12 protein-coding genes are annotated in these 13,252 nt (G+C 67.2%); 5 read left to right on the forward strand and 7 right to left on the reverse strand.

Translation table 11 applies throughout. The features are described from left to right. Window positions 1-2: 2 nt before the first annotated feature. The 5 genes from BMX57_RS16085 to BMX57_RS16105 all read left to right on the forward strand — a co-directional run bounded on the left by BMX57_RS16085 (window position 3) and on the right by BMX57_RS16105 (window position 4,733). On the forward strand, window positions 3-476 hold the full coding sequence (locus tag BMX57_RS16085; protein WP_092369468.1) for an urease accessory protein UreE: 474 nt from the start codon (window positions 3-5) through the stop codon (window positions 474-476). After that, window positions 466-1,104 (forward strand): urease accessory protein UreF, encoded by a 639-nt coding sequence (locus BMX57_RS16090; RefSeq protein WP_092369471.1) that lies wholly within the window; start codon window positions 466-468, stop codon window positions 1,102-1,104. The genes BMX57_RS16085 and BMX57_RS16090 overlap by 11 nt, the downstream gene beginning before the upstream one ends. Next, window positions 1,101-1,712: an urease accessory protein UreG gene (gene ureG, locus BMX57_RS16095; RefSeq protein WP_092369474.1), complete on the forward strand. Its 612-nt coding sequence runs from the start codon at window positions 1,101-1,103 to the stop codon at window positions 1,710-1,712. The genes BMX57_RS16090 and ureG overlap by 4 nt, the downstream gene beginning before the upstream one ends. A 304-nt stretch (window positions 1,713-2,016) precedes the next feature. Continuing rightward, entirely contained in the window at window positions 2,017-2,826 is an 810-nt protein-coding gene (locus BMX57_RS16100) for a YcaO-like family protein (protein WP_177175482.1), read from the forward strand. Beyond that, window positions 2,823-4,733 (forward strand): AfsR/SARP family transcriptional regulator, encoded by a 1,911-nt coding sequence (locus BMX57_RS16105; RefSeq protein ID WP_092369480.1) that lies wholly within the window; start codon window positions 2,823-2,825, stop codon window positions 4,731-4,733. The genes BMX57_RS16100 and BMX57_RS16105 overlap by 4 nt, the downstream gene beginning before the upstream one ends. Here BMX57_RS16105 and BMX57_RS16110 read toward each other — a convergent pair. From BMX57_RS16110 to BMX57_RS16140, 7 genes are all read right to left on the reverse strand, one after another. After that, window positions 4,730-5,272 carry a hypothetical protein gene (locus BMX57_RS16110; protein WP_092369483.1) on the reverse strand — a complete coding sequence of 181 codons (543 nt, stop codon included), beginning with the start codon at window positions 5,270-5,272 and terminating at the stop codon, window positions 4,730-4,732. The genes BMX57_RS16105 and BMX57_RS16110 overlap by 4 nt on opposite strands. Window positions 5,273-5,347: 75 nt before the next feature. Continuing rightward, a complete protein-coding gene (locus tag BMX57_RS16115; RefSeq protein WP_092369486.1) occupies window positions 5,348-7,516 on the reverse strand; it encodes a carboxypeptidase-like regulatory domain-containing protein in 2,169 nt (722 codons plus the stop codon). Window positions 7,517-7,594: 78 nt separating this feature from the next. After that, window positions 7,595-8,929 carry a trypsin-like serine peptidase gene (locus BMX57_RS16120; protein WP_092369489.1) on the reverse strand — a complete coding sequence of 445 codons (1,335 nt, stop codon included), beginning with the start codon at window positions 8,927-8,929 and terminating at the stop codon, window positions 7,595-7,597. Between the two features lie 145 nt (window positions 8,930-9,074). Continuing rightward, window positions 9,075-10,112 carry an ACR3 family arsenite efflux transporter gene (gene arsB / locus BMX57_RS16125; protein WP_092369492.1) on the reverse strand — a complete coding sequence of 346 codons (1,038 nt, stop codon included), beginning with the start codon at window positions 10,110-10,112 and terminating at the stop codon, window positions 9,075-9,077. Further along, window positions 10,109-11,386, reverse strand: a complete 1,278-nt coding sequence (arsJ, locus tag BMX57_RS16130; protein WP_092369495.1) for an organoarsenical effux MFS transporter ArsJ — start codon at window positions 11,384-11,386, stop codon at window positions 10,109-10,111. The genes arsB and arsJ overlap by 4 nt, the downstream gene beginning before the upstream one ends. Beyond that, the gene (locus BMX57_RS16135) at window positions 11,383-12,381 is read right to left on the reverse strand and encodes an ArsJ-associated glyceraldehyde-3-phosphate dehydrogenase (RefSeq protein WP_092369498.1); all 999 of its coding nucleotides are present in this window, start codon (window positions 12,379-12,381) and stop codon (window positions 11,383-11,385) included. The genes arsJ and BMX57_RS16135 overlap by 4 nt, the downstream gene beginning before the upstream one ends. After that, window positions 12,378-13,226 carry an arsenate reductase/protein-tyrosine-phosphatase family protein gene (locus BMX57_RS16140; protein ID WP_092369501.1) on the reverse strand — a complete coding sequence of 283 codons (849 nt, stop codon included), beginning with the start codon at window positions 13,224-13,226 and terminating at the stop codon, window positions 12,378-12,380. The genes BMX57_RS16135 and BMX57_RS16140 overlap by 4 nt, the downstream gene beginning before the upstream one ends. Between the last annotated feature and the right edge of the window lie 26 nt (window positions 13,227-13,252).

The raw sequence follows: 13,252 nt of genomic DNA on the forward strand, positions 1-13,252 counted from the left end.
CCATGACCGAACTGCCCCTCGCCCAGACGATCCGCACCGCAGGCACCTGGACCGGTCCCGCGGTCCGGTGCGCGCTCACCTATGAGCAACGGTTCTTTCGCCGCAGGAAACTGACCACCGAAGATGGCTGGTCGTTCATAGCGGATTTCGAGCGGACCGTTTCGCTGGATCATGGCGACGCCCTGAAGCTGGTCGACGGACGACTGGTGGAAGTCGTCGCCGCCGCCGAAACCCTGTTGGCAGTAACTGGTCCGGACCTGCCGCGCCTTGCCTGGCATATCGGCAACCGGCATACGCCCTGCCAGGTCGAGGCAACGCGGCTTCTGATCCGGGACGACCCCGTCATCGCCCATATGCTGGGCCACCTGGGCGCCTCTGTGACCGGGGTCACCGAACCCTTTGCGCCCGAAGGCGGCGCCTATGGTCATGGCCGCACCCATTCCCACGATCATGGACACACGGCCCATGCCCATTGACGCACGGCTCCTGACGCTGACCCAATGGCTGGCGCCCGGCTTTCCAACCGGCGCCTTCGCCTATTCGCACGGGATCGAGACCGCCATCCATGACGGATGGATCGCCGATGCGGACGGTCTCGAAGCCTGGTTGCGGGACTGCCTGACAGACGGTACGGGCCGCGCCGATGCGATCTGGCTGCGCCTGGCGCATGTCGTGGACGACCCATTGGAGATCGACGCCAAGGCCCGCGCCTTCACCCTGGGTCATGAGCGGCTGCGCGAGGCCGAGCGGCAAGGGTCGGCCTTCGTGGCCACCGTGAACGCGATCTGGAACTTGGCCTTGCCCGACATGCTCCTGGCCGTTGCCGTCGGCCGCGCCGCGCGCCTGGCCGGGCTGGACATCGACGCGACGGTCGCGCTCTACCTGCAGGCCTTTGTCGCCAACCTGACCTCGGCGGCGATCCGGCTCTCTCCCGTCGGGCAGACGGCCGGGCAGCGGGTGATCCTGCACCTGCAGGACCTCTGCCTGCAGGTCGCGGACCAGACCAGGGGTGCCGATGCGGACGACGTCTTCGGCAACGCCTTTCTCTCCGACATAGCCGCGATGCGGCACGAAACCCTTGAACCGAGGTTGTTCCAGTCATGACGAAACTCAATGGTCCGTTGCGCGTCGGTATTGGCGGCCCGGTCGGTGCGGGCAAGACCACCCTGACCGCGCGGCTTGCCGAGCTGTTGAAGCACGACCACTCCATCGGTGTGATCACCAACGATATCTACACCCAGGAGGACGCCGAGGCGCTGATGCGAATGCAGGTTCTGCCCTCGGATCGCGTGATCGGCGTAGAGACCGGCGGATGCCCGCACACGGCCATCCGCGAGGACGCCTCGATCAACCTCGCCGCCTTGGAGGAGATGCGCGCGCGCCATCCCGACGTGGCGATCGTGTTGATCGAATCCGGTGGCGACAACCTCTCGGCCACGTTCAGCCCCGAGTTGGCGGATCTCACGATCTACGTGATCGACGTCGCGGCGGGCGAGGAGATCCCGCGCAAGGGCGGCCCGGCGATCACCCGGTCCGACATACTGGTCGTCAACAAGACCGACCTTGCCCCGCATGTCGGCGCCTCGTTGGACGTCATGCGCAGGGACGCGGGCCGGATGCGAGGGGACCTGCCTGTTGTGTTCGCTTGCCTCAAGGCCGGCCAGGGAACGGATCGGATCGTGGCACATGTAAAATCGCTGGCCGGCCTCTGAGGCGGCGGGCCCGGAGCGAACAGAACCGGGATGCGTGCCGCAACCGGGTTCCTCGGCGGTCACGGTGACACCGCCCGGGGTAATATCGAACCAAAAGCCTGCGCCCAGGCCATAACCCGGACGATTTCCGGCCACGATCCGGAATCGACAAACGACGGGCATCGCTGCAGACTTGTGCACGCAGGGGGCGACCACAATCCAAGCGGCTGGGGAGAACTCGTCCGTGCCATCGCCAAACCTCCGCGACGAGAACCTTGAGATCCGGGCATCGGCAGGTGCCGTCGTCGTGTCGACGATGCCGGACGTGCCCACTCTTTTTCTTGCCGCATCGGCATCGAACTGGTCGGGCGGCGTGGTCAGCGCCACCGGCGTCGGCCGGACGGCGCGTGATGCGCGCCGGCGCCATGACGCGGAACGGCGCGAACGGCGGGCGGCGGTGGTGATGCCGGCTCCGGCCGGCTTGTCCGGAATGGCGGCGGGCGACGATGGGCCCGATGCGGTTCTGCGCAGGGCCCTTTGCGAGATGATCGAGCGCTGGACATGCCTTGGATGGTGGCACGGGGCCTCGGATGTCAGGGCACTGGCGCCGGGCGCGCAGGCCGCGCGCGCCTTTTTCGACGCCCGCGCGGCCTGGCCCCGGCGTCGGGAGCGGAAGACGGGGCTGGTGCAACTGGGCGCCGGCGGTTTGCCGCCGGTGCTTGTCGCGTGGTCCTGCGACGGGGCCGGGCGATCCATTTGTTTCGGCGCCGCGTGCCGCCCGAATGCATCCGACGCGGCGCTGGGCGCCTTGCGGGAATTGTACCAGATGGAATTCGGACTTGCCCTGGAGCGGCACCGAGCGACAAGGGGCGTGACCCTGTCACCGGCGTCGCAAGCGGTTCTTTCCCGCGCTCACGGCCTGACCCTGGACGGAGTGCAAGCGCGACTGCTGCCCCAGGGGAAGGCAACCGAAGCGCCGGCGGAAGACCCCGCCCATGCCCTGCGCCGCGCCGGCCTGCGCTGGTCCATCGAGTCAGCCCCCGCCGATCCCGGTGTTCTGCGCGTCAGCAGCCCCGACCTGATGCCGCCCTCGGGCCACGTTCGCTGGCCTTTCTACATCTCGGCGGGGCCATGACACAGGTGGGGTTTCGCCTGCAGGTTCTGGGGCCTGTCCGACTGTTCCGGGGCGGAGTCGAAATCACGCCGCGTTCGGCGGCGGCGCGGATCCTACTGGCTTATCTGGCGCTCAGCACCGGGGGTCGCGAAGATCGGCAGCGGCTTGCGACGTTGCTGTGGGAAAACTCCGATGAAGGCGCCGCGCGCCACAACCTGCGCCAGACCCTGCACAAGGTGGGGCAGGCGTCGGGCAGCCGATGGCCCGTTCTGACCGCCGATCGCGGCACGGTTGCACTGGCGGGACAGGTTCGGAGCGACCTTTATGATGTCCTGCGGGAAATGGAGTCAGGCCAGGTGCCCGAAGCCCTGCAGAGCGGCGCCGCCTTGCCCGACCGGTTGCTGGGCGCCGAGCCGCATCGAGGAGAGCTGTTCGAGACATGGTTGAAGCTTCAGCGGCAATCCTACCTGACGCGACTTCAGGCAGCTCTCGACACGTGCCTCGCGGGTTCTGACGAGGCCGTGGGGCTGAACGCCGCGGAGACCATGCTTGCCATCGAGCCCGCCGACGAACGCGCCGCCCGCCACCTGATGGAGCACCACTATCACGCCGGGCGCACGGCGCGGGCGCTGGATGTCTACGCGCGGCTCTGGACGCACCTGGATGAGACCTATGACACCGAGCCGGATGGCGAGACACAGGCGCTTGTCGTGGCAATCAAGACCGCCGCCCCCTTGCGGCCCGCGCCACAGCCCGCGCGGCAGCGGGACGTGGCGCTCAGGATCGCGCTGGGGCGGACGGTGGCGGTGGGTGATGCGACCGTCGACAGCGTCGCCCGTCTGGTCCGGGCGGAGATGGCGGCGACACTCATGCGGTTTCGAACGTTCCGCGTGGTGGATCGGGACTATTCCGCCGACGCTGCCGACTATGTCCTGGACCTGTCGGTGGGCATGGTCTCGGGCGAGCTACTGCTGCTTGCGGTTCTCACGGCTGAAGATACCGGCACGGTGAGTTGGAGCGACCGGTGGCAAGGTCTTGGCGAGAACTGGCTGGCGACGCAGGCCACGGTGATCAGCCGGATCGCCGCGGCGCTGTCGCTGGGGGTATCGCGGGAACGTCTGCGGCACCTGTCGCGTGTCGATTTCGGATCCAGGGCCTTCGATGCCTGGCTGCAGGGAAACATGCAGCTTGACCGTTTCGACGCGCAGGGCCTGACCCGGGCCGACCAATGCTTCCGGCGGGTCATCGACCTCGCGCCCGACGCGTCGATCGGCTACAGCAGCCTGGCCCGGCTCAAGAACGGTCAGCATCTGATGCTGCCCGGGCATGTGCGACGGGACGAAGAGCATATCTCGGCGCGGGATCTGGCGACGCGGGCCATCGCCCTGGATCCGTTGGACACCCGCGCGCATCTGCATCGCGCCTGGGCGCATTGCCTGTTGGGTGAGCATGCCAAGGCGGCGACGGGGTTCCATATTGCCCGCGAATGCAACCCGAACGACCCCTGGACGATGCTATCCTCGGCACTGGGGGCGGCGTTCGGAGGCGACCTGGATCTGGCCACCGATCTCAGCCGGCAGGTGGTCGCGTCCGGCTGGACGACCGAACCCTTCCAGTGGGGGTTCCACGCGCCGATCCGGTTCCTTGCCGGCGACATGGAGGGATGTATCGCGGCCTGCGAGGCCTGCGGCACCGCGATCGTGAACGTGCCCGGCTGGCAAGCGGCCGCGCTGTGGCACCAGGCGCGGCCGGCCGAGGCGCAGGCGGCCTGGTCGGAGTTCGCGCACCTCGCCCGCCAAAGGTGGATCTGGGACGATGTCCCCGACGACGCGGCGCTAGCGGCGTGGTTCCGGTCGCTCTTTCCGCTGGCCGACCCGGACCAGCGTGCGCGGCTCGGCTCACTCTTGAAGGGCGCCGCTGGCCTCTAGGTGCATTGCGCGCAGCTGTAGCCGGCCAGGAACGGATGGAGAAACAGGTCGAGCGGGTCGTCCGCGGTCAGGCGCACTTCGTGGACCGCCGCGGCGTCCTCCTGGCCATCGGAGCGCAGTTCCAGCCAGCCATCGGCGGTCGCATCGCTGCCCACCATGCCGTAGATCGTCGGCATCAGGACGGCCGGGTCGTGGCCACGGGCAATCACCGCCTTCTGGTGGGCAATCGCATCGGGGTCGGGCAGGCGGACGGTGAAGCGGTCCTTTCGCGGCAGCACCAGCTCGATCTCCTTCACGTCGGGATGGATCTCGAGTTCATCGTTTCGCAACCGGTCCTCCGGGGGCAGGGCGTCCAGAATGGCGCGGAGATCGGCGACCGGGAAGACGATTAATCGGCCGTCGCCCTCGATCCGGGCGTTGGCAGGGCGGGCCGCCGGGTCGGTGGCCCAGGCGGCGATCAGCCTGCCCAGGATGCGCGCAGCGCGGGTCGACCAGACCTGCAGCGGGTTGTTCTCGAAGCGGACGTGGGGCGGGGCCATGGCAGCGGTTCCTGATGGTGAGGCGGTGATGGTAGCAGCGCGCCGGGCGCTTGAGAAGCGTCCCGGCGCGCGCGGTCATCTCTGTGCGTCCAGTTGCAGCCAAAGCTCCCAGGCGCCGGGATAGCGCGAGATGTCGGGTTTGCGCAGCATGAACGCCTCGGGATCATCGACGCCCGCGCGTCGCAACCCCTCGTCGAACCGCGCGCGTGTGAGCTGCGCCCGTTCGCGGTTGTCCGCCGCCGCCCCGATCAGGCGCAGGCCCGCCATGCCGCGGCGGATATCGAGCATGTGGCGTACCTTGTATTTCCGGGTCACCCGGACGGCGAAATCGGCGATCATCACGATGGACGCCACAGGGTCCTTGACCAGTTGCGGATGGGCGTTGATGAACGGGCCGCGGTTGCCGCCGGCGATCAGCATCGTTGCCCCCATTCCGCCGAACCAGCCCATCGAGCCGATGCCGAATTCCTCGGCGCCATAGGGGTTGTCGGGGAACCAGCCACGTCCCTTCGCGCCTTCAAACAACCGCAACGCCGCTGCCGCCTCCGAGGGGCTGTCATTGACTGCGCAGTTGTTCCAGCGGCTTTCCGTCCAGGCCGCGGCCTCGGCGAAGATGGCGAAACCTGTCGGCGCGCCTGCGGCCTCCGCAGCAGAGGCCAGCCGCCGAAGCTCGGCACGGCCCGCGTTCACGCATGTGGCAGGCGCCTTGGGCGGCGGCCGCGCTCCCGTTCCGATCCCGTCCAGGAACCCCTCCACCATGCTGCGGATGTCCAGCCAGGCCCGGCGCTTCTCGCCGAACGCGTCATGCCACGAGCGCAGCGGGAAAGGCGCGTCGGGATAGACTGCCTGCCACCCCTCGTCCGTCAGCCGGTCCTTGCCCCGCACCCCGCGGGCATAGGCAAGCCCGATCGCGGCATAGGCGAACCCGCGCTGGACCAGGGTGATCCCCTGCGCGGCGGCCTCGGCCTGGCTCTCGGCGTCGAGATAGTCGACCGGATGCAGCTCGAAGCGCGGCGTGTCGGGGGCCGGCAACTGGCCCGCCTCGAAGGCGCCGGACCGGCAGCGGTAGTTGGGCCGCTTGCGGCGCGGCTTGTCCGAGTAGAGTTCGGCCACCGCCGCCTCGACCGCCGCGATCTGGTCGGGCGGCGCGCAGAAGCGGACGTGGAAATGGCAGTAGTGGCCCGCCCAGTTCGAAACGCCGGACACCAGCTTGTCGGAGAACCCGATCACCTTTACGGGCAGGACGCCGTTGGCGTGCACGAGATCCGCCAGATCCTGCCACAGGACGCGCCACTCGGCATAGCGCGCCTTGGTCATGCACAGTTTCTGCCCATCGATCCTGAGCTGCATGTCGATATCGCGGTAGATCCGGTGCGACTTGTGATTTCCGACCGGGCCGCCCTCGCGTTTGCTGCCGTCGAGCATCCACAGTTCGGTGCCCGGGTTACGCCGGTCCCAGGCCTTGCCGATGGCCTGTATCGCGTCGATCACCCTGGGGTCCAGCCAGTTGATCCCGTTGCGCCGCACCCGGTATCCCCGCCCGTCGGGCAAGCGCTGCGCCGGCAGGCCGAACCCCTCGGTGGTGGTCACGCGCGGTGCAGGCGGCGGCGCGTCGCCCAGCAGGGGATCGACAAGGTCGCGCAGCTCCAGCCATTCGCGGCTCTTCTGCTCCAGATCGGGGTCGTCGGTCGAGAACGGCAGCTGTTCGTCGGGATGCAACGCCTGGTAGGCCGCGTCGGTCAGGGCGTCCCGGTCACGCAGCCCCGCGCCGATCCTGAGGCTGAGAATGGCATAGACCAGCCCGCGGTCGATGAGCGAGATTTCCGCCGCCTCCAGCCCGCCGTCGTCCGGCGTGTCGCGCGCGGTCGGGTCGTCCGAGAAGCTCTCGGGCTCGCCGATCAGGTCATCCGCCTCTTCAGAGCCGTCGCCGGCGGGGTGCTTTCCGGCCGGGTCTCGGACCGGTTCTTGCAGGCCCGTGTCGCCCTCCAGCGGCGCGCCCGCAAGGATATCGCACGCCACGATGTCGTCCTTGGCGGAGATCGTCGTCTTCACCGACGTGCCGGCCGCTGAAATCAGGTAGGTTCCCGGGGCCAGCCCCTCGAGGCTGTAGCTGCCGTCGGCGTCTGTGCGCGAGGCAAGATCGGGGTGTTCCGCGGTGGCGGACAGGATGCCGACAAGGACGCCGGGCAGGGGTTCGCTTTGACTGTCCTGCTTGGACAGGACCTTTCCGGTGATGGTTGGCATGTCTTCGTCTCCTGGCTGCGGCAGGCGGGGGCAGGCCCCCCCATGCCTTTGATGTTGTGCAGAGGTGCCGGGCCGGGCTCAGACGGCCTCGGCGACGGCGATCCATTCCTGGATCTTCGCCACGATTTCCGGCGTGATCCGGGTTGCGGAATTGCCCGAGCTGTCGCCCATCGTGTGGACGCCGGCGATGATGCGGGTTCCGTTCGTGCTGTCGTGGAACCAGAATGGCGAGCCGCTCTGGCCGCCGGTCGTGTCGAGCCGGTAGACGATCCGGCCCTCTTCGACTGCGGCCACCTCGTCGGCGTGGAAATACTGGCGGGTCGAATCCATCATCGCGTTGGTCATGTCCACCGGATAGCCGCTGACCTGGCCGACCTGGTTGCCCAGTTCGTGGTCTTCGAAGGCCTTGACGTCGAACACGTGGGGGTACCGGCCATCTGCGGTCTCGAACGTGTCCTCGACGATTACCAGCGCCCAATCCGCCGACCGGGCGCGGCTTTCGATCCAGGCGTCCGGAACGAAGATCGCGCCGATATCGACGTTCAGCCGGAAATGCGCGCTTCCGAACGGGAAATCGTCGACGCTGCGGCCCGGGGAGACCTTGATGGTGCTCGCCATGCCGCCGGCGTCGTGGAAATAGACGCAATGCGCGGCGGTCAGGAATACGCTGAACCGGCCGGTGCGCGCGATACAGCTTGCACTGCCGACATATTCGCGGCCGCTGGGCGACGTGATGTCGAGTTGGGTGCAGCCTGAGAACGGCGCGACGGTCGTATCGAGGATCGGCATGCGGTCGTCGGGGCCGATGACCACTTCGTAGGTGCCGCGTTCCGGGATCGCGCCGGCGATGCCGGACGCAACGGCGCCGATCAGCCGGCCGCTGCCAAAGCCGCTGCCACCGAAGAATTTGGCGACGCCGCCAAAGAATTTCTTGGCCCCTTTCCGGACCTTCTTCCAGAACTTGCCGCCCTTCTCGAGCCCCGAATGCTGGTCGTTCGGCAGCGTCGGCGCCTGGGTCGCAGCACGGAGAAAGAGCGTGAACTCCTCCTGTTCGGGTGTTGCGGCCTGGCAGTCGGCGGGCATCGGGCGGAAATCGTCATCGTCGCCGCTTTCCTCGCCACTCTCAAGCGCCTCTGGCGGAAAGTAGCCCGGAAGCGGTTCCAGCCCCGGCAGCGTGGGCGCGCTCAGGGGCGGGATCGGTTTCGGCGGCTGACCCGTGCCGCCATGCCCTGCCAGGCTGGTGAAGGGGTTCGTCTTGGGCGGAATCGGGTCGACGATTACGTTGTCGGCGGAAAGCTGACCTGGGGCCTGACCGGATCCATGCGTCGGATCGGGCTGACCGGGCAAGCGTTCCGCCGTAAAGGCCTCCTGGCCCGATGTGCCGTAGGGGGCCATCTTGTCATGGGGTGTCATCGGTTCGGTCTCCTGTGTGCTCCGCTGCCGGGGTGTTCCGGCAGGGATTTCAGGATACGATTCCGATCGTCATCGCCGCGTCAGTGCGCCGTCAACGCAGCGGTGCCAACGACCCGGCGCATGGCATTCGAGCTTGCGCTGTCGGCTAGGGCGTCTCCACCCGGGCGGCTGGATCCGACACGAAACGCCCGCGGGTTCGGTTTGCGAAAGCCACGAGCGAGAGCATCACCGGTACTTCGACCAGAACACCGACCACGGTGGCCAGCGCCGCCCCGGAATTCAGACCGAAAAGGCTGATGGCCACGGCCACGGCCAGTTCGAAGAAGTTCGACGTCCCGATCAGCGCGCAGGGGGCCGCGATCCGGTGCGGGACGTTGAGGGCATAGGCGGCCGCATAGGCCAGCGCGAAGATGCCGTAGGATTGCAGCAGGATCGGCACGGCGATCAGGGCGATGACCAGGGGCCGGTCGAGAATGACCTGGCCCTGCAGGCCGAAGAGGATCACGACCGTCGCGATCAGCCCGATGACCGACCACGGCTTGACCCGCGCCTGGAAGGTCTCGATCCGCCGGGCACTGCCCAGTCGTGCCCGCGTCCACAGGCCCGCCGCCAGCGGCAGGGCCACGAAGAGGATGACCGAAAGCACCAGCGTCTCCCACGGCACCACGATATCCGTGACCCCCAGCAGGAAGGCGACGATCGGCGCGAAGGCAAAGACCATCACCACGTCGTTCACCGACACCTGCAGCAGCGTGTAGCTTTCGTCGCCCCGGGTCAGTTGCGACCAGACGAACACCATCGCGGTGCAGGGCGCCGCGCCCAGCAGGATCAGGCCGGCGATGTATTGCTGCGCATCCCCGGGCGCGATCAGGTCGGCGAAGACCACTTCGAAGAACAGGACACCCAGGGCCGCCATGGTGAAGGGCTTGATCAGCCAGTTGACGGTGAGCGTGATGGCAAGCCCCCTGGGCTGCTTGACCACATCGCGCAGGCTGGACGGGTCCACGCCCACCATCATCGGATAGACCATCGCCCAGATCAGCACCGCGACCACCAGGTTCACGCGGGCGATTTCCGCCGCGGCGATGGCCGAGACCAATTCCGGCGCGATGCTGCCGATGGCGATGCCGGCCACCATGGCCAGCGCGACCCAGACGGTCAGGTAGCGTTCAAAGATGCTCATGTCGCCTCGACTTCCTTGGTCTCGCCCGTCAATCGCCCCGCGGCGAGGGCGGATGCGGCCACCATGACCGTCGCCGTGGCCAGCATGAGGGTCAATCCCCCCGCCTGATAGGTCAGGCCCGACAGAACCGTGCCGGCAAGCCGACCACCGGCATTCGCCATGTAATAGAAGCCCACATCCATGGTGACCCGCTCGGCCCTCGTAAAGGCCAGGATCAGGTAGGAATGCAGGGCCGAATTGATCGCGAACACTCCGCCGAACACCAGCAGACCGGCAACCAGGGTCAGCGTCAGCCATGTTTCCGGACCGGGTGCCGCCCAGGCGGCCGCCGTCAGCGTCGCCGGAACCGCCGCCAGGACCCAGGCCCAGCCGCGCGCGGCACCGAACAGCTGCGCCTCATCGCGGGTGCCGGCGCGCAGGAGGCGGGGTGCCCCGGCCTGAACCGCGCCGTAGAGGATGATCCAGAGCGCCATGAAGGTGCCGATCAGGAAGAAGGCGGCGCGGTTGCCGGCCTCACTGCCATCGGACAAGACGGCGTAGAAATAGATCGGAATGCCGACGACGAACCACACGTCCCGCGCGCCGAACAGGAACACCCGCGCCAGCGACAGCCAGTTCACATTGGCCGATTTCGAGAAGACCTCGGAGAACCTGGCCCCCTTGCGCCCCTTCGGCAGGCCAGCGGGCATCGCGATCAGCACCGCGACCAGAATGACGAAGAGGACGGCGGCCATGCCCAGGATAGCCGGAGTGAATCCGAATGTGGCCAGCAGCGCGGCGCCCAGCAGAAAGCCCAGACCCTTCACCGCGTTCTTGGAGCCGGTCAGGATGGCGACCCAGCGGAACAGGCCATCCCCCTCCTTGGGCGCAAGGATCTTCACCGCCGATTTCGACGACATCTTGGCCAGGTCCTTGGCGACACCGCTGGCCCCCTGGACCAGCATCACGAAAGCCACCGACGCCCCGATCGCCCAGCCCGGATCCAGCTGCGTCAGCGCCAGGAGCGCCAGCACCTGGATGCCCAGCCCCGCATAGAGTGTCGAGGTCAGGCCGAACCGCGCCGCGATCCAGCCGGCGGTCAGGTTGGTGACCATCCCGGCGATCTCGTAGAGTACGAAGAGATAAGCCAGCTGCACCGGCGAAAAACCCAGCGTGTGAAAGTGCAGCAGCACCAGCATGCGCAGCGCGCCATCGGTGAGCATGAAGGCCCAGTAGGCCGCTGTGACGGCGATATAGGCCGACAGGCCCTCGGGCCGGGTGGAGGTATCCCTCACAGGTTGTCCCCGACCATGCAGGCCACGTCGACCAGCCGGTGCGCATACCCCATCTCGTTGTCATACCAGGCATAGACCTTCACCTGCGTGCCGCCCACCACCATCGTCGAGGGCGCATCCACGATGCCCGAGCGCTGGTCGTTGGTGTAATCGGTCGAGACCAGAGGGCGTTCCTCATAGCCCAGAATACCCTTGAGCGGCCCATCCGCCGCGGCCTTGAACAGCGCGTTGACCTCCTCGGCGGTGGTCTCACGCGCGACCTCGAACACGCAATCGGTCAGCGAGGCATTGAGCAATGGCACGCGAACCGCATGCCCGTTCAGCCGCCCGGTCAGCTCGGGATAGATCAGCGTGATGGCGGTTGCGCTGCCGGTGGTCGTGGGGATCAGCGAGTTAAGCGCCGATCGGGCGCGGCGCAGGTCCTTGGCCGGGCGGTCCACGATGGTCTGCGTGTTCGTCACGTCATGAATGGTGGTGATGGAGCCGTGCCGGATGCGCAGGTTTTCATGAATGACCTTCACCACCGGGGCGAGGCAATTGGTGGTGCAACTGGCGGCGGTCACGATGTCGTGGCGCGCGGGGTCGTAGATCTCGTGGTTCACCCCATAGACGATGTTGGCGGCATCGCCGTCCTTCACCGGGGCCGACACGACCACCTTCTTCACGCCCGCGTCGAAATAGGGCGCGATGCTGGCCTCGGTCTTGAAGACGCCGGTGCAGTCGATCACCACGTCAACACCGTCCAGCGGCAGCCCGCCGATGTCGCGCGTGCCGATGAAGGGCAGGCGCGTGCCGTCGATCGTGACGCTGTCTGCGTCATGGGCAAACTCGGCCGCCCAGCGTCCATGCACCGTATCGAACTCGAACAGATGCGCGTGCATCTCGGGATCGCCGGCGGCATCGTTGATCCAGGCGATCGTGGCGCCGCGCTCCAGCAGGGGCTTCAGCGCAAGTTTGCCGATGCGGCCAAGGCCGTTCAGCGCATAGACGGTCATTCGGTTGGTCCTTCTTCCGTGGATTGGCCGATTTCATCGACGGCCTTCTGCAGCGACAGCCGGTCAAGCGCGGCAAGGGGCAGGGCGGTAAACGCGGTCATGCGGTTGTGCAGCGCGCCATAGGTCTGGTGGAAGGCCAGGCTCTTTTCGGCATCCGAGCCTTCGACCTTCACCGGATCGGGCAGCCCCCAATGCGCGCTGATAGGCTGGCCCTGCCACGAGGGGCATTCCTCGTTCGCGGCCTGATTGCACACGGTGAAGACGAAATCGAATTCCGGCGCATCCGCGCCCTGGAACTTCGAGACGTTCTTGGCACGGAGGACCGAGACGTCATGACCCTTCTGCTTCAGCACGTCGAGCGCAAATGGGTTGAGTTCCGAGCGGGGCCTTGTGCCGGCCGAGTAGGCCTCGAACCTGTCCCCGGCCATGTCCCGCAGGATGGATTCCGCGAATATCGAGCGGGCGGAGTTCCCGGTGCAGATGAACAGGACATTGTATTTTCGGTCGGTCATCGGGCTGTTTCCTTGAGGGGCGGGGTAGTCGTTCGGGGCGCAGATCTCGGGCCGTCCCCTGCAACAGTCGCGCATGAGGTAGTCGATGGTCTCGCGCGCGGCCTTCATGTCGATGGCATAGCGCAGGGACGTCCCCACCCGCTCCTGGCTGACCAAACCGGCCTGCATGAGCGCGTTGACATAGTTGGAAAGCGTGTTTGGCCTGAGCCCGAGCGCCTGCGCCAGCTCGGTCGCCGGCACGCGGTCGGGATAGCGGCGCATCAGCAGGCGGAACAGGGCCAGCCGTTGGGGATGACCGAGCGTGGACAGGCGGCGGGGAATCGTTATTTCCATATTTCCCGATTATAGGAATTATGGAT

The sequence above is a fragment of the Cribrihabitans marinus genome (genome assembly GCF_900109035.1).
GTDB classification, from domain to species: Bacteria; Pseudomonadota; Alphaproteobacteria; order Rhodobacterales; family Rhodobacteraceae; genus Cribrihabitans; species Cribrihabitans marinus.